At 71.1% G+C, this 19,386-nt stretch carries 20 protein-coding genes; 1 reads left to right on the top strand and 19 read right to left on the bottom strand.

Going from position 1 to position 19,386, the window contains the following annotated elements; genetic code table 11:
- Position 1: 1 nt before the first annotated feature.
- The 16 genes from ACIO9J_RS43185 to ACIO9J_RS43110 form a co-directional block, all read right to left on the bottom strand.
- Positions 2-652: a hypothetical protein gene (locus tag ACIO9J_RS43185; protein WP_402011364.1), complete on the bottom strand. Its 651-nt coding sequence runs from the start codon at positions 650-652 to the stop codon at positions 2-4.
- A gap of 12 nt (positions 653-664) precedes the next feature.
- The gene (locus ACIO9J_RS43180; protein WP_402011361.1) at positions 665-1,132 is read right to left on the bottom strand and encodes a hypothetical protein; all 468 of its coding nucleotides are present in this window, start codon (positions 1,130-1,132) and stop codon (positions 665-667) included.
- A 62-nt stretch (positions 1,133-1,194) separates the two neighbouring features.
- Positions 1,195-1,596 carry a hypothetical protein gene (locus tag ACIO9J_RS43175; protein WP_402011358.1) on the bottom strand — a complete coding sequence of 134 codons (402 nt, stop codon included), beginning with the start codon at positions 1,594-1,596 and terminating at the stop codon, positions 1,195-1,197.
- A gap of 201 nt (positions 1,597-1,797) precedes the next feature.
- Positions 1,798-2,379 (bottom strand): hypothetical protein, encoded by a 582-nt coding sequence (locus ACIO9J_RS43170; protein WP_402011355.1) that lies wholly within the window; start codon positions 2,377-2,379, stop codon positions 1,798-1,800.
- Positions 2,379-3,098, bottom strand: a complete 720-nt coding sequence (locus tag ACIO9J_RS43165; protein WP_402011354.1) for a hypothetical protein — start codon at positions 3,096-3,098, stop codon at positions 2,379-2,381. The genes ACIO9J_RS43170 and ACIO9J_RS43165 overlap by 1 nt, the downstream gene beginning before the upstream one ends.
- 198 nt (positions 3,099-3,296) lie before the next feature.
- Entirely contained in the window at positions 3,297-4,064 is a 768-nt protein-coding gene (locus ACIO9J_RS43160; RefSeq protein ID WP_402011351.1) for a hypothetical protein, read from the bottom strand.
- A gap of 11 nt (positions 4,065-4,075) precedes the next feature.
- Positions 4,076-4,909 (bottom strand): hypothetical protein, encoded by an 834-nt coding sequence (locus ACIO9J_RS43155; protein ID WP_402011348.1) that lies wholly within the window; start codon positions 4,907-4,909, stop codon positions 4,076-4,078.
- Positions 4,910-4,911: 2 nt separating this feature from the next.
- The gene (locus ACIO9J_RS43150) at positions 4,912-5,868 is read right to left on the bottom strand and encodes a hypothetical protein (RefSeq protein WP_402011345.1); all 957 of its coding nucleotides are present in this window, start codon (positions 5,866-5,868) and stop codon (positions 4,912-4,914) included.
- Positions 5,869-5,951: 83 nt separating this feature from the next.
- Positions 5,952-7,823 carry a major capsid protein gene (locus ACIO9J_RS43145; protein ID WP_402011344.1) on the bottom strand — a complete coding sequence of 624 codons (1,872 nt, stop codon included), beginning with the start codon at positions 7,821-7,823 and terminating at the stop codon, positions 5,952-5,954.
- A gap of 227 nt (positions 7,824-8,050) precedes the next feature.
- Positions 8,051-8,182 (bottom strand): hypothetical protein, encoded by a 132-nt coding sequence (locus ACIO9J_RS43140; RefSeq protein WP_402011341.1) that lies wholly within the window; start codon positions 8,180-8,182, stop codon positions 8,051-8,053.
- An 89-nt stretch (positions 8,183-8,271) separates the two neighbouring features.
- The gene (locus ACIO9J_RS43135; RefSeq protein WP_402011338.1) at positions 8,272-11,022 is read right to left on the bottom strand and encodes a hypothetical protein; all 2,751 of its coding nucleotides are present in this window, start codon (positions 11,020-11,022) and stop codon (positions 8,272-8,274) included.
- A complete protein-coding gene (locus ACIO9J_RS43130) occupies positions 11,019-12,857 on the bottom strand; it encodes a hypothetical protein (RefSeq protein WP_402011335.1) in 1,839 nt (612 codons plus the stop codon). The genes ACIO9J_RS43135 and ACIO9J_RS43130 overlap by 4 nt, the downstream gene beginning before the upstream one ends.
- A gap of 11 nt (positions 12,858-12,868) precedes the next feature.
- Complete coding sequence (locus ACIO9J_RS43125) at positions 12,869-13,276, bottom strand: hypothetical protein (protein WP_402011332.1); 408 nt, start codon at positions 13,274-13,276, stop codon at positions 12,869-12,871.
- Positions 13,277-13,524: 248 nt separating this feature from the next.
- The gene (locus ACIO9J_RS43120; protein WP_402011330.1) at positions 13,525-15,144 is read right to left on the bottom strand and encodes a terminase large subunit domain-containing protein; all 1,620 of its coding nucleotides are present in this window, start codon (positions 15,142-15,144) and stop codon (positions 13,525-13,527) included.
- A 9-nt stretch (positions 15,145-15,153) separates the two neighbouring features.
- The gene (locus ACIO9J_RS43115; RefSeq protein ID WP_402011327.1) at positions 15,154-15,723 is read right to left on the bottom strand and encodes a hypothetical protein; all 570 of its coding nucleotides are present in this window, start codon (positions 15,721-15,723) and stop codon (positions 15,154-15,156) included.
- On the bottom strand, positions 15,720-17,105 hold the full coding sequence (locus ACIO9J_RS43110; RefSeq protein WP_402011325.1) for a DNA modification methylase: 1,386 nt from the start codon (positions 17,103-17,105) through the stop codon (positions 15,720-15,722). The genes ACIO9J_RS43115 and ACIO9J_RS43110 overlap by 4 nt, the downstream gene beginning before the upstream one ends.
- A gap of 81 nt (positions 17,106-17,186) precedes the next feature.
- Here ACIO9J_RS43110 and ACIO9J_RS43105 point away from each other — a divergent pair, with 81 nt between their 5' ends.
- Positions 17,187-17,492, top strand: coding sequence for a hypothetical protein (locus tag ACIO9J_RS43105; protein WP_402011322.1), 306 nt, complete (start codon positions 17,187-17,189; stop codon positions 17,490-17,492).
- Between the two features lie 3 nt (positions 17,493-17,495).
- On the opposite strand, the gene ACIO9J_RS43100 is transcribed toward ACIO9J_RS43105, so the two are convergent.
- From ACIO9J_RS43100 to ACIO9J_RS43090, 3 genes are all read right to left on the bottom strand, one after another.
- Positions 17,496-18,470, bottom strand: a complete 975-nt coding sequence (locus ACIO9J_RS43100) for a tyrosine-type recombinase/integrase (RefSeq protein WP_402011319.1) — start codon at positions 18,468-18,470, stop codon at positions 17,496-17,498.
- Between the two features lie 245 nt (positions 18,471-18,715).
- The gene (locus ACIO9J_RS43095) at positions 18,716-19,174 is read right to left on the bottom strand and encodes a hypothetical protein (protein WP_402011317.1); all 459 of its coding nucleotides are present in this window, start codon (positions 19,172-19,174) and stop codon (positions 18,716-18,718) included.
- Positions 19,171-19,365, bottom strand: a complete 195-nt coding sequence (locus ACIO9J_RS43090; RefSeq protein ID WP_402011314.1) for a hypothetical protein — start codon at positions 19,363-19,365, stop codon at positions 19,171-19,173. Before ACIO9J_RS43090 ends, ACIO9J_RS43095 begins: the two co-directional genes overlap by 4 nt.
- Positions 19,366-19,386: the final 21 nt, after the last annotated feature.

Genomic DNA, 19,386 nt, shown 5'->3' with positions numbered 1-19,386 from the left:
CCTACTCCTCGGGTCCGTCGTCGTCAGGCCAGGGCGCGGGCTCGCCGACCACGAACCGCGGCCGGGCCGGCACACTCCGTGCGGGCTCGGGCGGGGCGGGGTCGGGGGTGATGCCGAGCAGGGACAGGTCCCCGGTGATGGGCAGTCCGCGCCTCGCCGGGCGCCGCTTCTGCGGGCAGCCGGGGATGTGGCGCGGGGACTCCAGGCGCTTGGCCATGGCGCGCGCGCCGTCGTTGTCCTCGGCCGATTCGAGCTTGAGGCGCAGCGCCAGGGACATGACGCGGCGCGGCGGGGCGGTCAGCGGGTCGAAGTGCGCGCGGGCGTCGAGGATGGGCCAGGCCCCGGCGGCGAGGCGGGCCAGGCGCACCGCGCGCGGCCAGGACATGCCGGTGACGGCCTGGGTGATCTGGTGGGACAGGTCGCGGCAGTCGATGAGGTCGAACGGATCGCGCGGGTCGGCCAGACGCTCAAGGAGGCCGCCGGGGCGGCCGCGCGGGTCGCGGCCCATGACGGCGAGGTGGACGAACGCGGCGGAGGCCCATGCCCCGATCCACTCGGTGGTGGGCAGATCCCACACCCATGCCTGAGTGTCGACCAGCACCGTGACGGGCGGGTCGAGGGGGGCCTCAGGCCAGAAGGTGAACGGATCCACGGGGCCTCCGGATCAGGTGGCGCGGCGGGCGGGCGAGCGGCGAGCGGCGCCGCGCTTGGGAGGCGTCTTGGCGGGGGTGCGCTTGGCCGGGTTGGCCGGGCGGCGCCGGTCGGCGGGTACGGCGACGTCCTCGGTGCCGACCTCGAGGGCCTGCTCCTCCATGTACGGGGCCCAGATCTCGATCAGGTCGTGGAGCAGCGGGGCGATGTCGTCGTACTCCAGGCTGTCGCGGCGATCGCGCAGGCGGCGGCGGAACCACTGGGAGTCGTCATCGTCCAGGCTCGTGAGCAGGAACGTGCGCACCGCGCGGAACACCTCGGAGTCGGTGGCGTCCTCGTCCTCGGCGGCCAGCAGGTCAGCCCATACGGCCTGTTTGGGGCAGGTCGCTGTGATCTCCCGTCCGTCGAACACGAACGTCTTCTCGGGGCGAACGCGTACGCGCTCGGTGGTCTCGTAGACGAGGTCCGTGTCCTTCGCCATGGCGGGCGCCTTCCTATCGGTGGAATCGCCCGATACCTGGAGAAATCGGGCGTGACTGGTGGTCAGGATTCCACGCGCACCCGCCATTTCGCCGCAGACAACAGGCCCTTGGTGATGAAGTGCGTGGCGGGCACACCATCGACCCACGGCGTGAACACCACCCCGCCACCCCCCTTGGGCTTGAACCGCAGGACCTTCGCGCGCACCGGACCGTGCGGGCGCGTCCCGCGCTGCTGATACGTCGCCACCTTCGAGCGCGTGTACACCGTCGCCGTCACCGACCGGCCCGGCACCGCGCTCATGCGCACCAGGAACGAGCGCGCCATCTTCCCCGAGTCCTTCGGGGCGTGACGGGCGATCGAGGCCCGCACCCGGTGCGCCTCAGCACGCACCTCCCGGTACACCGGCCCGCCGGGGCCGGTCAACACCCGCGCCAGCTCTGCCTCGTTGATCCGGATCACCACGACGCCTCCTGACCTGCGCCGTCACCGCTCATCACACGGTTCTGCACATCTCGGCGTGCGACGTCCTCTCCCGGCTGCACGCTGTAGAAGCCACGGTCGACAAGGACCTGAAGGAACGGCGACCACCGAACCGTCACGACGGATCCGATCGGCGGGGACCCCGCGAACAGGTGCTCCACCCGCACCGTCACCACCGGCTGATCACCCGTCATCACGCACCACCCTTCGCTGTCCGAAATCGTGCAGCCACAGCCGGCCTGCGGCCGTGACCCGGATCTGCCCGCCCGCACAGCCCCCGGCCGGGCCCGAAGGCGTCCACAGCCCCGCCACAGCCGTCCACTTCGCAGGCAGGCCCGTGCAGTTCGAGGGGTGCAGCGCGGCGCGCATGATCTGTTCGTCGACGAGGAGCTGTCGGGCCTGATCCGTGACCAGCTCGGGTTTCATGTCAGGGGTGTTATGCGCGCTCGTACAGCGGTGGATACCGACATCGACCTGCACGACGGTGTCGGCGTGACAGCCGCCCGTGACCGGGCGCCCGGGGCGCGTCTCACTCGCCGCCTGCGGGGAGTCCACGGACGCCACCCGCGCGTACAGGTGCCCCGATCCGCCGCCCTCGCACTCGCACGACGGCGCGCACCAGTACATCGGCACCTGGTCGTCCACGGAGTGCCGGACCGTGGTCGTGCACGGCACCATCCCGTGGCACGCCAGATTCGCGCGCACGCACTCCACGAGCGCGGCCGCGATCCGGAACGACACCGGCATCAGCGGGGGCGTGGTCATCAGCGGCCGCCGATCCGGTCAGGGGATGCCCACGGAGAGAGCGGGTCGAACGGGCCGGTGGACTGCATCGGATAGTCCATGTCCGGGTGCCACATGCCCACCTGGTGGGAGGGCTGACGCAGCGCCATCAGCCACAGGTCGATCTCCCGCAGCCCCGTCATGCCCTCGGCGAAGAACGTCGCCGGATCGAACGAGTACGTGACACCGTCCTGGGACAGCTGCGTCACCCGGGGATCCAGGCGGCACTCCCCCGGCGGCTTCGCCAGCTCGCACGCCAGCAGGCCCGCGTAGTGCGCGGCCTCCAGCGGCGGGGCGTGGCCGCGCGTGTAGTCGACCGCCCACGTGCCCCGCTCCGTGAGGGGCCGGGTGAGGTCCTGGCAGCGCGGCCACTCGGCGCCGCCAAGCCGCACCAGGATCTGCTCGTCGTAGACCCGCCACGACCCCTCGGGGAGGGGCTGGCCGTCCATGATGATGCCGTGCACCTCGGCCACGGGGCCGTCCAGAGCGAGCGAGGGGACATCCCCGCACCCGCACCCGGTGTTCGGCGCGCACGTGCCGCACTCGATGTTGAACCACTTGCCGTCGTCGAGGACCGGGGTCCACCCCGAGGCCGATCCCCACAGAGCGCCGCCACCGCACCGCGAGCACGGATCGCAGCCACAGCGGCGGCACGGACGCACCACCGCGCGGGTAGCGCACCAGCGCTGCCCGGTGAGCATGTGCAGGACCCTGACGGCCGCCGCCGACGCCCACGCCCACCGGGCCTCGTCAACGTCCGGACACAGCCGCTCTACCGACCATCCGCACGGGAGGCTACTGTCGCCCAACGTGAACCCCGATCACTTGTGGGTTGGCATCTGCCGGGCCGCCGCTCCCGTCACCGTGTGACGGCGGATCGGGAGCGGCGGCACCGGGTACTACTTCGCGCGGACCGACGCCGCGGTGGTGATGTCCTCGGACACGGCCGGGGTCGAGTCCGGCGAGCCGGACTTCTTCGCGATCACCGTGGCCTTGTACGCGGTCTCGGCCGTCAGCCCGGTGAACGTCGCCGTCGGCTTCGCCCCGCTCGTCTCGACCGTGCCCGTGACCGGGCTGCCGGTGTCGTCGGACTTCTTCGCCGTGGCCGTGTACGTCGCACCGGCCGTGGACGAGGCGGTGAACTCCACCACGAATCCGTCCGCCGTCGGCGAGCCCTTGACCGTCGGCTTGCCGGGAGGCGAGACCGGCGTCGCCGGGGACGCCGTACGGAACCGTGCCGCGGCGGACGCGTCAGAGTCCTGGTGGCTCTCGTCGCCGACGGCGACGATCGTCACCTCGTACTCGGTGGCCGCCACCGCGCCCGTCACCTTCGCCGTGACCGGGTCGGCCAGCGGCGAGTCAACCGTGACCGTCGCGGTGCCTCCCCCGCCGACCTTCGTCGCCGTCCCCTTGTAGGCGGAGGCGTTCGGGTCGCGCTTCCACTGGAGCTCGAACCCGGTCTCGGTCGGGCGCGTGCCCGACTTGAGGACCGGCGGAGCCGGGGTGGGCAGCTTGGTCTTGGTCTGGGTCTCTTCGGTCGCTGCCGGTCCGGCCTCGACACCCTTACGGCCACGCACCGACACCGTGTAGCGGGTCCCCGGCGTCAGGCCCGTGAACTCGTACTCAGTCTTGGTGGTGGTCTCACGCGGCTCTACAGCGCTCGTCATGGGTCGTCCTCTCAGCTCTTACGGATCTGCACGTCGTAGGAGTCCACGTCAGACAGCTCGTCCCACGTCGCCGTCACGGTGGTGTCGGTCGGCGCGAGCGTGAGGCCGGTGGGCATCGGGATGTTCGGGCTCGGCTTGAGCAGCGGCTGGAACCCGCACTGCACCTCGGGCGGCGGCACCGTCACGGTGTCGAAGTGGATCGGCTCGTTCTTCCCGATCGGCGTCAACAGCGGAGAGAGGTTGCCCGCCGCGTCCCTCGTCACCTGGTGCGGGCCGACGCCCCACCGCGAGTTGGTGCGCGAACGGGACGTCAGGACCCAGTCCAGGCCCTCGTCTCCGAACTCCAGCTCGCCGATACGGCCCGAGCTCATCCACGGGATGAGTACGTACTCCCACTGCCCCTCGACGTCGGGGGCATCGGAGTCACACGGGTCGAAGCCGCCCGACACCTCGACGTCTGCCCACAGTTCGAGGGCGAAGCCGCGCCGGTCCTCCTGGTCGGAGGAGACCCGGAATCCGCTCGTGTTGCCCGCAGCGTCGAGGACCTGCGGCCACGTCGGGTTCATGATCGACACCGCGCCGCTGTCCAACTCGCAGAACGTGAACTCGTTCTCGACCCACTTCAGCAGGTCCGGCAACTTGCGCTGCACACAGATCTTGCCGTTCGCCTTCTTCTTGCTGACCTCGTTGCCGTCCTCGTACTCCGGGGAGAACTTCGCGGACGAGAACCCGTCGAACACACACACCGACTGGTCGCCGTAGATGGGCTTCCCGCAGCCGTCCACGGCAGTCACACGCGCCGCGACGAGATTCGTGATCGAGAAGCAGGATGCGTTTTCTGCCATGGTCAGGAGTCCTTTGTGATCGTGAGGACGTAGTCGCTCGCACCCTCAACCACATCCCACTTCGCGTGAACCGACGTGGTGTCCGGGGTGAGCGTGAGATTCGCCGGCGCCTTCAGCGGCGTGTGCCCGGGAGTCCCGGACGTCGAGGGCCAGTAGGCGGCTGCCTTGAGGCGGGGGCAGTCCGCGGCGACCATGTACCCGCGCTCGGCGAGGCCCTGAATGGTGTTCAGGCGGGTGTGGAAGCCGTCGGGGTCGCCGCCGTTGACGATCGGCGCGGCCTGGCGGTGCACGGCGACCGGGCCGGTCGCGTACAGGACGACCCCGGTGTTGCCGTCGCCGTCCACGGGCGCGCTGCCGTCGGGTGCGAAGCCGTCGTATCCGGCGCCGAGGACCACCGCGGTGCCCAGCGCTGTACGCAGCACGCCGTCCGCCCCGACGGCGGCGATCTGCTGGGAGGTGAGCATCGCGCCGAGCTTCGCGGGGGCGTGGATGACCCCTACGTGCCCGGTCCGCGCGGCTAGCTCGCCTTCGAGTGCGGCGATCGCGTCGACGAGGGCCACGGGCACTTCGCCTGACACGTCGTCGGCGCCCTCGGCGAGCGATGCCGCGCCGCCCAGACCGCGCCAGATCGTCTGTTCCACCAGGCGCTGCTCGATGGCCGCGAGGGCCCGCTCGGCGTGCTCGCGGGCGTCGTACACGCCGACCGCGTTGCAGTTGAACCCGGCCTGCACGACGAACGGCGTCGCGGTAAGCCAGTTCGACATGTCGAACGACTTGGGTCCGGGGGCGGGGCGACCGGCGCCGCAGTAGGGCAGCACGGCCCCCGTCGCGCACGCGTCGGTGACCCACGTGCCGTCCGCGCCCTCGCGCAGGTCATCGAGCAGCGCGGCGGCGGAGAACAGGCCACGCGGCCACGGCTTGCCGGGCGGCGCCGGGATGTGGTGCTGGGGTGTGACCACCGGCCACCCTCCTTATCGGTAGGGGTCCCCGCCCGCGCGCCGCTGCGTGGGTTTCGGCGCGGGGGCGGGGCGCTTGGGGGTGGTCAGCTACCGCCGCCGGAGGCGGGCGGGCAGACGGCCATCTTGTCCTCGGGGGTCAGGCCGCCCGTGGTCACGCCGTTCGGGCACAGCTTGATGTCCAGGAGGCGGGCGGCGCCGCAGCGACGGCCCAGTGCCGCGGCCTCTTCCATGAACAGCGCGGTGTAGACGTTGCGGCGCAGCTGCGCCGCGTCGTGCACGCCGTTCAGGCGGATGACGTCCTCGCGGGCGGCGACGAACGCACCTGCCTGGTACATGAGGACCTGGAGGTCGTTCGGGTACGAGGTGGGCACGGCGTCGGGCGTCTTGCCGCGCAGCGGCTGCCAGTCCCGTACGAACGACAGCTTCGCGCCGCGCTCGGCGAACAGCGAGTCGATGCGCGCGTTCGACATCGACAGCAGGTCGACGCCCTCGCGCTTGGAGAGGTCGGCGCGCAGCAGGCCGCGCACCCAGTACGGCAGGACCGTTTCCAGCGTCGTGCGCGGGGAGAGCTTGCCCGACTCGCGGACGTCCTCGATCAGGACCTCGACGGTCTCCAGGAGGCCGGAGGTCGCACCCGGACCGTACGGCCACACGCGCTCGGCCGTCGGGCCGACGGCAACCTTCTCCTTGGCCTTGACCAGGGACAGGATCTTCTGGATGTTGCCCGCGTTGACCTTGTGCGCGTACGCCTTCATCAGGCGCTGGATCCACATCGGGAGCAGCTCGGGCCACGCGTGGTTCTGGAGGATGTCCGCCGAGATGCACAGACCGCGCGGGAGCAGGCGCAGCTCCTCCCAGTCGGGGCAGGGGATGTTCGCGCACGGCTTCTGCGGCCGGAACTTCGAGCCGCCCTCGCCCTCCCAGTCGACGGGCTTGTTGAAGTCCTCGGCGGTCCAGTCCCAGGTGCCGGACTCCAGGACCTTGAAGACCTCTTCCCAGTCCGGGGTGAGCGGCCAGCGGATCCCGCCGTGGCGCACCGTGATGGTGGGCAGCGCGAGGATGCCGTCCAGCGTCGACTCGTCGGCACAGAAGGAGTAGTCGGTCTCCGACGGGCTGCACCATCCGTCCCCGGGAGGCGCGGCGCCCACGGCCGCCGTGAGCGAGCCGCCGGGGAGGCGGGATTCGTCCCCGGCGTAGTCCACGACCTGGTGGTCGTGCGGGCCCGCCGCGACGAGCTTGGGGTCACGCGCGTACGTGAACTTCGCGATCGTCGACGATCCGGAGACGCCCGAACCGGAGAGCGCGGACAGTCGCTCCTGAGTGAGCGTCACCAGCCCCTCGAAGTCGAGCTTCTTGCCCGGGGGGATCTCCGCGGATCCGGCCGAGGCAGTGATGGACCACGGGGATGCGGGCGGGGCGCCGGTGTCGGGGTGCTGCGCTGCGCGGCGTACCCCGGAGTGGTCGGAGGCCAGGGATGCGAGCGGTACGCGTCCCACCTCGCGTGAGGCTGCGGCGACCGGCTCCAGCGCGCCGGACGGCGCACCTTCGGTGACGGGCGCGGCGGCGACCTCGGCGGGCGCCGTGTTCTGCTCGGTGCCCTGCGCGGGAACCTCGGCGGCCACCGCCTGCTCGGCGGGGGCCTCCTCGACCGGGGCGGGCGGCTCCATCATCTGCCCGACGGAGTCGAACATGTCGGCGACGTCGGCGGCCTGCTGCTCGACCTGGGATGCGGCCTGGACCGAGTCGCCCAGCGCGCGCACCTCCCCGAGCTCGGCGGAACTCAGAGGCGATTCGCCAGCGGTGTGACGGTCGCGCAGCTCATTGAAGCGGGCGGCGGCGGCGTTACGGACGTCGTCGAGACTGCCTCCTGCACCCACGTGATCGGTGAGGATCTGGGCGTGGTCGGCGTCGGGCGCGATGAGGAGCGCGAGGATTTCAGCGGGAGTCTTCGGCATGAGCGGGCCTCCACGGCACAATTCGGCGTGTGGGGTGTCGGCTCCGGCCCTCAGCACTGCAAGCCATCAAAACGCGATTCGACGCGTCTGCTATTCGTTGATGAACCCCGGCCCTCAGCGCGTCAGGCTCAACGAAGATCATGGTACGCGCACTCTGTGCGGTGCGCCTGTCGCGAAATGCCCCCGTGAATTCAACTCGTGAACTCGGGGGCATTCCTGACGAGTGTTCAACCCGTATGGGTCGGGTCGGCCGTCTGCACCAGGCGGCCGCCGAGGACCGCGTGATCGGCCTGCGCTTCCAGGTAGGTGGCGCGCGGAATCGGCTCGCTACCGTCGGCCGGGAACGTCACCCACACCATCGGCGCCCCGTTCGCCGCCACACCCGGCGTACTCGATCTCCCACAACACATATCGCTCTCCCGTCACCGATTCCGGTTCGCTTCCCGTTCTACTTCCGTTTGGCTTTCGCCTCGGCCTTTTTCGCTTCCCATTCCGCGACAGCCTTGCACGCCTGCGCCTTCGACCCGGCATTCACGCTCTGCAAACCGGGCCAATTCAGGTCGCCGGTCGCGCACATCTTCTTGGCCGCATTCACGGCCGTCGCGATCGCGTGCCCTTTCGTCATCCCCTTTTTCGTCAGGTGTTTGGAGATGCGTTTGATGTAGCGGGGCAAATGGCCGGTGCCGGTCTTCTGGACCCAGTTCGCGAACTCGGCGCTGTCGCAGTCGTGGTCGAGACACTCCCCGAAGTACTCGCCGTCGGCGACGTCGTCCTCCGATGGCTCGGGCACCTGATCCTCGTCGTCGTCCTTGCGCCGCGTACGCGGCGCACGGTCGCTCGCACGGAACGCGAGGGCGGCGGCCGCCATCGCGGAGTCGGCGAACACCTGGTCCACCGCGGCGAACAGGTCCCGCTCTCGGCCGCGCTGCTCGTGCAGCATCACAGCGCGCTGCGCGGCCAGCTCGGCCACGCCCTGATGGTCGGCCGCCGCGTCGGGCGTCTCGGGGGCGGGCTCCAGTGCACCGGCGGCGACCAGCGAGTACGGGCGGCCTTGCTCGGTGCGGGCCTGAGTGCGCGGCACGGTGAAGCCCTGGTTGTTCACCGCGAGGGACGCGATGAGTTCCAGGGCTCCCCCGGTGGTGCGCCAGTCTCCCGAGAGCGGGGAGCGGCGCAGCGCGGCGAGCTGCACCGGGGTGATGCCGGGCACCAGCGCGCCGGACACCCAGATGCCGTGCGCGTCCTCGCCCACCCGCACGGTGGCGACGCACTGACCGGTGTCGGCGTACCAGTCGGCGGTCTGCCGCATGTCCCACGCGCCGGGCGCGTGCGGGGTGCCGAGGACGATGTTGCCGGTGGCGATGATGTCGCCCTCGGCGGTCTCGGTCGCCCCGACCATGAAGTGCCGGTAGCCGGACCCGGAGTCGCGCGGGACCTGGATTCCGGGGCGTCCGGTGTGCTCGGCCGGGCGCCCGTCGATGGTGAACGCGGCCATGTGTCCGATCACGCGGCCCTCGCGGGTGATCGTGAGGGGGGTCGGGCCGGGCAGGCACGGGTCGGCGAAGAACGCCGCCGGGGGATGCGTCACGGTGCCCGTCGAGGAGGTGACCGACGCGGGCTTGCGCTGCTCCTTCACCCGCGCCTGAATCCGCTGCACGGTCGCGCGGATCTTGTCCTTGTCGCCCTCGGGGATGTCGACCCCGCCCCGGCCCCCGGCGAGCGCCGAGGCGACCGCGTTGACCGCGTGCGGGACGATGACGAGCTTCCCGTCCTTCACGGTGGCCACGGGCAGCTTGTACGCCCCGGCCTCATCGACGGGCTTGCTGCTGTCGCGCCACAGGAACCCGTCCGCGCGCTTCCCGTCCGCGCGCTTGATGAGGGCCTTGGCGGCGGCCGGGCCGTCCCACGGTGTGCCCGCGTCCGCGATCGGCAGATCCCCGATGCTCTGCGCGCCGAACACTTCCCCGCCGGCTGACGGAACATCAGCCGACTCGAGGCGGCCCGCCTCCACGACCGGCTCCACCCCCACCTCGTCCTCGTGCTCGGCGGGCGCGGTGGGCGGGGAGATGTTCGCGAGCTCGGCGAACGCCGGGCGCGCGGTCAATGTCGCCCCGCCCAGTGTCCAGTTCGAGATGACCTCGTGCCCGTCCTCGTTCACCTCCCGGTCCGCGCTGTAGAGGTCGCGGTCGAGGTCCACCGACACCCCGCCGAGGAACTTCTCGTGGACCTTCCGCGCGAGCTCGGCGCCCTGCGGGTCGGCCATGTCGAAGGTGCCCTCGGCCATCAGCACCTTGCGGCCGTCGACCTCGGCGACCCACGCCCGGTCCATCCGTGCCAGGCCCTGCCGTGCACCGGAGTGAGCGGGCATCAGGAACTCCTGGAACTGGAGCGGCAGCGGGAACGCGCGGCTGCGGAACTCGCCGTCCTCGGGGGCGCGCAGGATCCGCCCGTCCGTCGTCACGGAATCCAGCGGGGCAACGGGGGACGGACCCCACGTTCCCGGAACAGATGCGTCAGGCATGGGGTCTCCCATCGAAGCGGTGAGCGTGGCAGTCACGCGATGGAGGCGGCAGCGGCAGTTCATGGTGTTGGCCGGGGACCCGAGGGGGTCTCCGGGCCAGCGCAGCGGCTCCCCGCCGACGACGAACGCGCGCCCCGCGATGCGCTGCTGACCGTTCGCCAGATGGTGAGCGGGGCGCACGCGGTTGTCCTGGCGGGTACGCCACAGCAGGCCGACCGGGCGCCCGGTCTCCAGCGACTCGGCGGCCGCGGCGGCGTAGGTCGCGGCCTGGGTGAGGGTGTGGACCTCTTGCTCGCTGCGGGAGTCGAGGAACGCCCGAACGCGCGGGTTGGCGGGGTCCAGGAGCGCGGCGAGCGCCGCCCGGGTGTCCTCGTCGGGTGTGGCGTCGCGGCGGGCCTGCTCGGCGATGTCGAGGGCCTGGCGGTAGAGGTGGTCGGGGAAGTGGCTGTCGTTCATGCGGGCCATGACCGCCCGCGCGTAGGCGGCGGCGAACTCGCCCTCGACGCCGTCGACGCTCATCGCGTGGTCGAGGGCGTCGGCGAAGTGGTCGCGCAGGTCCTCCTGCCACTCCCACCGGTCGGGCCACTGCCCGAAGTCGACACCGCCCGGGGTGAGGATGCGGCGGGCCCGGGTGAGGAACGAGGACACCGCCCGGCCCAGGGCGCGGCGCAGGCCGCTCACGGGAGTCTGCCGGGCGTGTGGGGGCGGCCGTTGGTCAGGAGCTGGCGGGTGTACTGGTCGAGGTATCCGATGGTCGCCGCGTCGGTGCCGGTCGCCGCGAGCATCGACCAGGCTCCGGCGAGCAGCCGGTCGAGGTCGGCGTCATCGGGGCGGATACGGGTGTGCAGCTCCCAGGGGTGGACGTCGGCGAACCGGTGCCGTGTGCCGCGGTCCAGCATCCGCTTGCCCGCGACTTCCAGGGCACGCAGCACGGCCTGATCGGCGGCCGCGGTGATGGCGGTGGGGGCTTTCGGGCCGTTCCCGGTGGGCGCCGAGGGCTGCGAGGGCAGCGACCTGGTGTCCGTGGCGGGCGCGGGGGTGGTGGGGGTGGCCCGCGCGGGCGCCTGCTTCGCCACGGGCGGCCGCGCGGGGGCTTGGGGTGCCGGGGCCTCGGTGCGGGCCTGCGCGGGCGCCTGCGGGGCGCTGATGCCTAGCAGGGACAGGCCGAGTTCCGTAGAGGTGGGGTTGGTGGCGAGCGCGTACCCGATCTGCTCGCGCCGCTGCTCCTCGTCGGGCGCGTCCGCGTCCCCGAACCCGGCCTCGCGGCGGGCCGCCTCGTCAGAGAGCGCGCCGACGGCGCGCAGCTGGATCGCCTCCGCGCTGCGGTTGGGGCGCTGCTCCAGCGCGGCAAGGTTCGGGACGATCACCACGTTCTTCGTGTCCAGGCCCGCATGCTTGAGGGCGGGCAGGTAGTAGGCGCGGGTGATCGCCGAGCAGAACAGCTTGAGCAGTGGGCGGATCGTCGTCTTGATGGTCTCCTCGTCGGCGAGCCAGCCGCCCCAGTGGTTCGCCCTCCCCTCGCCGCCCGACAGGCCCATCCCCGACAGTCCCAGCACCTTCTCTGGGGGCATGTCCATCCCCAGCGCGATACGGCGCAGACAGCCCTCTTGCAGCTCGGGGATGCGTTCGCTGAACGGGGTCTCGAACGTCTGGAACTCCTGGGCTTTGATGTCGTCGGGGTCCATCGCCATGACGATCGGCACCATCGCCGCCGGGCTGTCGGGGTCCTTCTTCGCGCGGGCCGCGGTCTGCCCGAGCATCTGCGCGAACGCCTGCGGGCCCTGCACCAGGCTCTTGCCGTCGTGGGAGGCCATCTGCGCCCGGTTGGACACCATCCACACACCGGCCCCGGTGAGCCGGGAGCGGGCGGATGCCTTGTTGTAGCCGTTGAGGAGACACAAAAGCTCGAAGTCGTCCGAGAGCGAGCGCATCGGTGAGTCGGCTTCCCACGCCTGCTCGGGGTCCCGGCGCCAGATGCGGGAGACGAAGGAGTTGTCGGGGGTCAGCTCGACCTGGGTGCCCTCGGCGTCCATGCGCAGGGTGAGGGAGTCGGGGCGGGTTCCCACGGAGAGTTCGCTGGTGGAGGCCGCGTGCCACATGCGCTCGCCGTCGGGGGTCTCCCACGAGCACAGGAACGTCTGCCCCGGCACCTGGATGTGCAGCGCGGCGCGGTCGATGAGTTCGGCCTGCCCGTCCTGACCTCCCCCGAAGTCGGCGAGAACCTGCTGATAACGGTCGTCGTCGATGGGCTCGGGCGCCGAGTCGCCGGTGGGGTCGATGCGGGCGGCGGTGAGGCGCGTGAGCGAGCAGGCGCGGGCGATCGTGTTCACGCCGAACCGGACGGCGCCGACTCGTTTGTAGTCCCGCCAGGCCTGGGACTGCCAAGCGGTGGTGCGCGGCGTGTACGAGACACCGGACGTGCCGTACCCCATGAGCGTCTGGGTGCCCAGCGCGCGCCGTGCGGCGAACTCGCCGTCGTCATCGGAGCGGCGGCGCAGGAAACGCGGCTTGGGCAACCCCATCACTCCTAGCTCTTGTTGCTGATGGTGGCCAGGAACCCCGTCACATACGCCGTGGCGGCGATCAGGGCGAGCGCGCCCAGGACTCCCGCGAACGTGGTCGGCGGGCTGCCGGTGGCCGCGTAGTACACGCCGTACGCGACGGTGGCGATGTACGGGGAGGCGCACCACGGGCAGGAGATCAGCATCGGCAAACCGGTGGTGCGGGCCAATTCGGCCAGGGACGCCATCGCGAAGTCGGGGTGAAGCGAGTCTTCCCCGCGTTCCTTCTCGGCCTCGTGACGGGCCTTCAGGGCCGTGAGGCGGCGCCGGTACAGGGCCAGGCGCACGGGTTCGGTGATGCGGGCCGTCGTCACCACGTACGTGGTGTAGGCGACCGCGAGGGCCAGAATCAGGGCGACCTGTAGGGAAACCACCATTTCACTCTAGCCGCGCAAACCGACCAACACCCCATCAACCTGTACGAATGGAACAAGTAGGAATGATCGAACTATCAGGAAATCCGGGTCTCAACCCCACGTGGACGGTGAAGACCTGTCGACCCCTCACAGGCGCACCTCCGATCCGGCAGCCGGCCTTTCCACCCGCCGTACCTGTCGGGTCCGTACAGGGGTGACCGCACGTCACGTCGGTCCTCGGGGAGGATCGGACCGGCCAGTAGCGACTACGTCGGCCCCCACATCGATCGGCCGTCCGCGCCGCCGTCGAACTCTCCCCACCCAGTGGGCGGCTCGCCGTCGTCGAGGTCGGCCCACGTCGAGCCCGCGACCGAACCCGACTGCGTCGAGGTCCCCGGCACGGGCAACAGGTGGTAGGCGAGGTACACCATGGCGTCGATCCGCCCCGGCGACTCCTTCGAGCCGGGCTGCCACGTCTCCCACTCGTTCTCCAGCTCCGTCATGAACGCCCCGTACCGGATACGGTCCTCGCGCATCTGCCCCGCCACCGGCTCCGCCCGCAGCACCTTCGCCTTGCGCGCCTTCACGTTCTCCACGGCGGGCGCGATCCGCGACCGATACGGATTCGCCCCCGCGTCCACGTCGCCGTCGTGCTCGGTGTCCCACTCCTCCGCGAGGCGCTCCCACGCTCCCCGGATGAGCGTCTTTGGCATGTTCCCGCCGTAGTCCTGCTCCACCACCACGGCATCCGCGTCGATCTCCATCGCCAGCTTGGCGGCCGCCCGCGCCCACTCGTCGACTTCGAGGTTCCCGGTGCGGTCGTGGGTGACCCACAGCCGTCCGTCGGTGCCCAGGTGGCCGCCCACGATGCCCGCCGTGTCCCGGTGCCCCACCCCCGAGGGGTCGACAGCCACCGCGGACCGCACGGCCGGGGCGGCCTGCCCGGGGAACCGGATCGCGAGGTTCTGCTCGGCCTTCAGGAGCGCGCCCTCACGCGGCTTCGGGTCGCCCTGGTACAGCGATGCCCACGAGTTCCGCGAGACGCGGCTGACCGCGTCCTTACGGCGCCCCCAGAACGCGCTGAGGCGCTCGGTGTCTCCGTCCTCGATCTTCGGGTGGGGCAGCGGGTCCCCGGTCGCGCGCCCGAGCGGGTCGGTGCCGCCAGTCAGGGCCAAGTCGGCGATGGCGGGCATGTGCACCACGTGCCACGCCCCGCCGTCCTCCAGCCGTCCCTCGTCGCGCAGGATGCGCGCCTGCGGGTCGTCCTCGTGCCAGCGGGTGCCGGTGAGGATGACGGGCGCGCCCGGCGCGAGGCGGGACAGGAGGTCGTCACCGTAGATGGCGTGCGACTTGTCCCGCTCGCCCTTCGACTCGGCCTGCACACGGCCCTTCAGGAGGTCATCGAGGAACAGGGCGTCGGCGGGGTTACCGGCCGACGATCCGCCGGTGCCGAGGGCGAACAGGCCCCCGCCGGAGACGAGCGACCAGTCCTGCACGGCGGCGTTGCCCGGCGCGAGTTTCAGGCCGAACAGGTGCCCGTGCTCGGTGATGAAGTCCCGCACCCGCCGCGAGTGCTTGTTCGCCAGGGCCTGCGTGTGACACACCAGAATGATCTTGTGGTGGGGGTGCTTCACCAGCCACCAGAACACCCCCCACCGCGACGCCGCCTCCGACTTGCCCACCTGCGGCGGCAGCACGACCATCGTCCGGTCGTGCACCCCGGCCGCCATGTCCGCGAAGGCCTGCCCCACCACCCGCAGATGCCCGCGCACCCGGTAGTCCGGCGCCAGACCGGCCGCGAGAGTCACCGGATCACACAGCAGTTCCTGGCACGCCGCCTTGTACTGCTCGTACAGCCGCCCGTACTCGGCGGCCTGCGCCGACACCACCCCCGATCACGCCGCCGCGGCGATCGCCTCGCGCACCCGCAACACCCGCGCCGCGAGTTCCTCCAGCTCCCGCGCCTGCCCCGCCGCCGGAAGCCGGTCGAATCGCTCCACTTCCACCGACACCGGCATATCCCCCACCGTGCCGTGCACGTGCACCGGCGCCTCGTCCACCGGCCCGTACAAGGTCCGGCGGTGCTTCAGCGTCACGTCCGCCAGCCGGATCAGCTGTTCCGGCTTCAGCTCTGCCGGATCCAGCGCCATCACCGCGGCGCCGACCTTCGCCACCAGCGAGGACAGCACCCGCGCATCGTTGCGCGCCGCGCGGCGCCGCTCCTCGGCGAACTCCGCGCGCTCCATCTCCAGGTCGTAGACGCCCTGCGCACGCACCCGCTCCACCCACCCCCACCGCGCCCCCCACCGGCCGATGAGCGTGTCACTCTTGCCCAACTCCTGCCCCACCTTCCGGTAGGAGCGGCGCACCCCCAGCCGGTAGTAGGCCGTGTAGGCGGCGTACGCCTTGTCGGACTCCCCCCGCTGCTGGTCCCACACCTGTGCGGTGCGCTCAGGCTCGCTCATGCGGGCACCTCGATCCGGTCACTGAAGTCGACCCGCTGGCCGTCGCGCACCGGCACGATGCCGGTGGCGTGCTGGTAGCGGGCACAGATGACGTCGCAGTAGCGCGGCGACAGCTCCATCCCGTACCCGACGCGGTCGGTCATCTCCGCCGCGAGGATCGTCGTGCCCGTCCCCGAGAACGGGTCGTAAACCGTGTCGCCGGGGTCGGTGAACGCCATGGTGAACCAGCGCGGCAACCCGACCGGGAACGCCGCCGCATGCCCGAACAAGCTGCCGGAGGCGAACGCGGGGAGCCGGTTGCCCGGGTAGGCCAGCCCCGGCACCTTCTCGCGCTCGTCGAAGTGGTCCACGGACCCCTGGTCCGAGGCCCACTCCGTGTTGCCGCCCCCCGGCCCCAGCGGAACGGGCACCTCCTTGGAGAGGTGCGAGACCTGCTCGGGGCGTACCTTCCACCGCCCGCGCGCGAACTGATAGACCGGCTCGAACTGGTTCTTGAACCGCAGCGTGACGTTCTTCGGCATGCCCCGGCGCTCCCAGCAGAACTCCGTCGCGAAGTGCCACCCCCACTCCCGGACATGAGTGGTCACCAGGTCCATCACGTACAGGTGCGTATCCAGGCCATCGGCGGCTGGCTTGATGTTCACGAACCACGACCCGTCGTCCGCCAGGTGCTCGGCGACGTTCGCCGCGACCGGCTCGAACCACTCCACGTACTCCTCGGGCGGGATCGGCACGAACCCCGACGACGCGTCGTAGGCGCGCTGCTCGGCGTACGGCGGCGACGTGAACGCCAGATTCAGGCGCGCACCGGCAACCAGCTCGGCGACGTCGGACCGGTCGCGGGAGTCGCCGCACATCAGCCGGTGCCCGCCCAGCTCCCACACCGTCCCCCGCACGGTGACCGGCTCCGCATCGCTCACCGCGGCCCCCGCCGACGGGTCGTCGCTCTCCGCCTCGAACCCCTCGACGCCGTGCTCTTCCTCCAGGAGCAGCGCCGCGTCCTGCTCGCTGTACCCGGTCCCGGCCAGCCCGTCCTCAGTGGCTCGCAGGTCGGCGAGCATCGGCGCCAGGAGCGCCTCGTCCATCCCGCCGCGCTCCCCGGCCCGGTTGTCGGCCAGCAGGACGCGCTTCGCCTCTGTGTCGTCGACGTCGAGGTATTCCACGGCCAGCTCGGTGGCGCCCATGCGTTCGGCGGCCTCGTGCATGCCGTTGCCCACCAGGACCCGCCCCGTCGAGCGCTGCACCACGGCGGGGCGCCACTGCCCGTAGGTGGTGAGCATGTACGCGATGAAGTCCAAGTCGTGCTGTTTCGGGTTGCCCGGCCACCTGGTCAGGGAGGCCATGGGTACCGCCATGGGCTTGAGGCCGTCACGGATCCGCATACATCTGATGATCACTCACCAGGGCGCCCGAGGTCGGTGAGCGCCACCTCGTGCCGCGCTGTTCGCCGCTACCCTGCCGCCATGAACCACGATCCCGTGAGCTGGGTCCTGGCGGTCTTGCTCGTACTCACCGGCATCGCGTGGTGCTCCGTGCACTTCGTGGCCAACCACCACGGCGCCACTCGCGCCCGCCTGTGCACGCAGTGGATGACCGAGCTGCAGCGCAGCGCCGACGAGAAGACCCCGGCGCCCGGACCGTTCGAACAGTGGCCCGGCGTCCCTGCCGTACAGGCCCGTCTCGACCGGCTACGCCCGTGGGAGCAGGCGACGACCATCGCGATGACGTGCACCGTGGCGGTCGCGGGCGTCATGTGGTTCGTGATCTGAGGATCAGTCCCCAGCGTGCGCAGAGCTCTGCGCACGCGGACTCGGGACGGCGGCGCGGGGCGCCTGCTCGCGCATCTTCCTGCCCACGGCGGCCGCCGACGGCCGCGCGTACCGCAGGAGTGTCTTCGCGCTCTTGTGGTGCGACACCGTCATCAGTTCCGGGGTGTCCCACCCGTCCTCGGCGAGGTGGGTGAGCCGGGAGTGACGGCTCTGGTGCAGCGTCAACCACTCGAACCCGAACGAGGCCTCCCCCGTCATCCCCAGGGCCCGCGTCGCCGCCTTGAAGTCCTTCTCGGCCCTGTCGTACGACAGGCGGCACAGATCGCAGGGGCCGCGGTCGGCTTCGTTGCGCTCGCGCCAGTTCCGGGGCCGGATCTTCGTCAGCCACACCGGCCCCCACGTCCGGCCGCCGACGTACTCGGTGATCAGCTCGGTTCCCTTCGTCCCGAAGAGGAGGTACTCGATATTCCCGCCCTTGGTCTGCACCCGTGCCCGGAAGCGGTCCAGTTCGAGGTCAGGCACGTCGAGACGTAGCAGGATCCCGCCCCGGGCCGCGCTCTCGTACCCGGCCCGCCAGAGCGAGCGCTCGCGCAGGTGGAAGCGGTCGGGGTCCCACAGCGGGTCGAGGTCGGCTTCCTTCTCCACGGCCCGCGTGTTGTCCTGCGGGACCTTCCGCATGCGACACCGGCGTGGCAACTCCGCTTCTGTGTAGGGTTGTTCGTCGTCCGCGCACCATGCGAGGAACGATGCGACGGTGGCCCGGTTGCGGTTCCACGTCCGGTCCGCCGACGTCCCCCACAGCGCCGTCAGCGCCTGCGCGTACTGCGCCCCCGTGATCTCCGCGACATCCCGCGTCTCGGCCGGGTCGAGCAGCTCGGCGACGCGTACGAGGGTGACGGCGTACTGATACGCCGTCCCCGGCTTGTCCGGGAACCGCTGCCCTTCGGGCCAGCGGTGCGCGGGCCACCGGTCAGCCACCCACTCACGGCACACCGCGGCGAGCGTGCGGGCTGACGCCAGGTCAGCCGGCATCGTGACCGTCGGCTCGGCGGCGCGCGGCCTGGAGGCCTGCGAGGGCGCGGCGGGCGTTCTCCTCGGCGCGGGTGAAGCGGTGGCACTTCCCGCAATACCCGTGCTCCACGTCCTCGGGATGGTGCGACGTCGTGTCGCACACCGGGCACGTGAACGACGGGGGGCCGGTGGGATGTTGGGAGTTCATCGGGTCACTGGCTGTCTCGGATGATCTCGGCGAGCTCGGCCGCGAGGCGTTCCGTCTCCTCGCGGACACTGGGGACGGTCCATTCCCGTACCCCTTCGCCGGATGCCTGCATCTCGAAGTGACCTCGGTCCCGCACACGCACGAACTGTTCGTGCACGCGGCCCCGCACCGTCGGGTCGGGGATACGGGTGATGGCGCTCTCCAGGTCCTTCGGATTCCACCGGTCATCGGCATGCCCGGTGTCGAACCCCACCCAGGAGCCAGCCTGGGGAAGGTCGTTCTCCCTGTACGTGAGGGCGCGTGGCGGGGTGAGGAGCCCCAGCGGGAATCCGGGGGGCAGGTCCGGCAGCTGCACGTACCCGTTCACGGTGCGGGCGCCCGCGCCCATCGCGCACGCGATGCCCTCGGGACTGGTCCACGTCTCGAAGACCGTCCGAGGCAGTCCTGATGGGAACTCGCTCATCCTGTGATCACCGGCTTGCACTTCGGGCACGAATAGATCGTCTTGCTCGGCATGAACTTGAGCGGCTCCCCGGGCGGGGAGACTTTCCGCCACCGCCACCCCTCGCGCCATAGCGGCTCCCACTGGCAGTCTGCCGGGCGGGGCGCGGTCTCCGGGCAGCCGGTGGTGGTGCACTCGATCAGGTCGTTCACACCTGCCAGCCTACGGCTCTC

The organism is Streptomyces sp. NPDC087300, assembly GCF_044744425.1.
Lineage (GTDB): Bacteria > Actinomycetota > Actinomycetes > Streptomycetales > Streptomycetaceae > Streptomyces.
The sequence above is the reverse complement of the archived record's forward strand: the minus strand, read 5'-3'. Positions and strand labels throughout refer to the sequence as shown.

Coding starts and splice junctions, on each gene's coding strand:
- ACIO9J_RS43180 (WP_402011361.1), bottom strand. CDS start 1,132: ATGGCGAAGGACACGGACCTCGTCTACGAGACCACCGAGCGCGTACGC.
- ACIO9J_RS43170 (WP_402011355.1), bottom strand. CDS start 2,379: ATGACCACGCCCCCGCTGATGCCGGTGTCGTTCCGGATCGCGGCCGCG.
- ACIO9J_RS43165 (WP_402011354.1), bottom strand. CDS start 3,098: ATGCTCACCGGGCAGCGCTGGTGCGCTACCCGCGCGGTGGTGCGTCCG.
- ACIO9J_RS43160 (WP_402011351.1), bottom strand. CDS start 4,064: ATGACGAGCGCTGTAGAGCCGCGTGAGACCACCACCAAGACTGAGTAC.
- ACIO9J_RS43155 (WP_402011348.1), bottom strand. CDS start 4,909: ATGGCAGAAAACGCATCCTGCTTCTCGATCACGAATCTCGTCGCGGCG.
- ACIO9J_RS43145 (WP_402011344.1), bottom strand. CDS start 7,823: ATGCCGAAGACTCCCGCTGAAATCCTCGCGCTCCTCATCGCGCCCGAC.
- ACIO9J_RS43140 (WP_402011341.1), bottom strand. CDS start 8,182: ATGGTGTGGGTGACGTTCCCGGCCGACGGTAGCGAGCCGATTCCGCGC.
- ACIO9J_RS43115 (WP_402011327.1), bottom strand. CDS start 15,723: ATGAGCGAGCCTGAGCGCACCGCACAGGTGTGGGACCAGCAGCGGGGG.
- ACIO9J_RS43110 (WP_402011325.1), bottom strand. CDS start 17,105: ATGCGGATCCGTGACGGCCTCAAGCCCATGGCGGTACCCATGGCCTCC.
- ACIO9J_RS43105 (WP_402011322.1), top strand. CDS start 17,187: ATGAACCACGATCCCGTGAGCTGGGTCCTGGCGGTCTTGCTCGTACTC.
- ACIO9J_RS43095 (WP_402011317.1), bottom strand. CDS start 19,174: ATGAGCGAGTTCCCATCAGGACTGCCTCGGACGGTCTTCGAGACGTGG.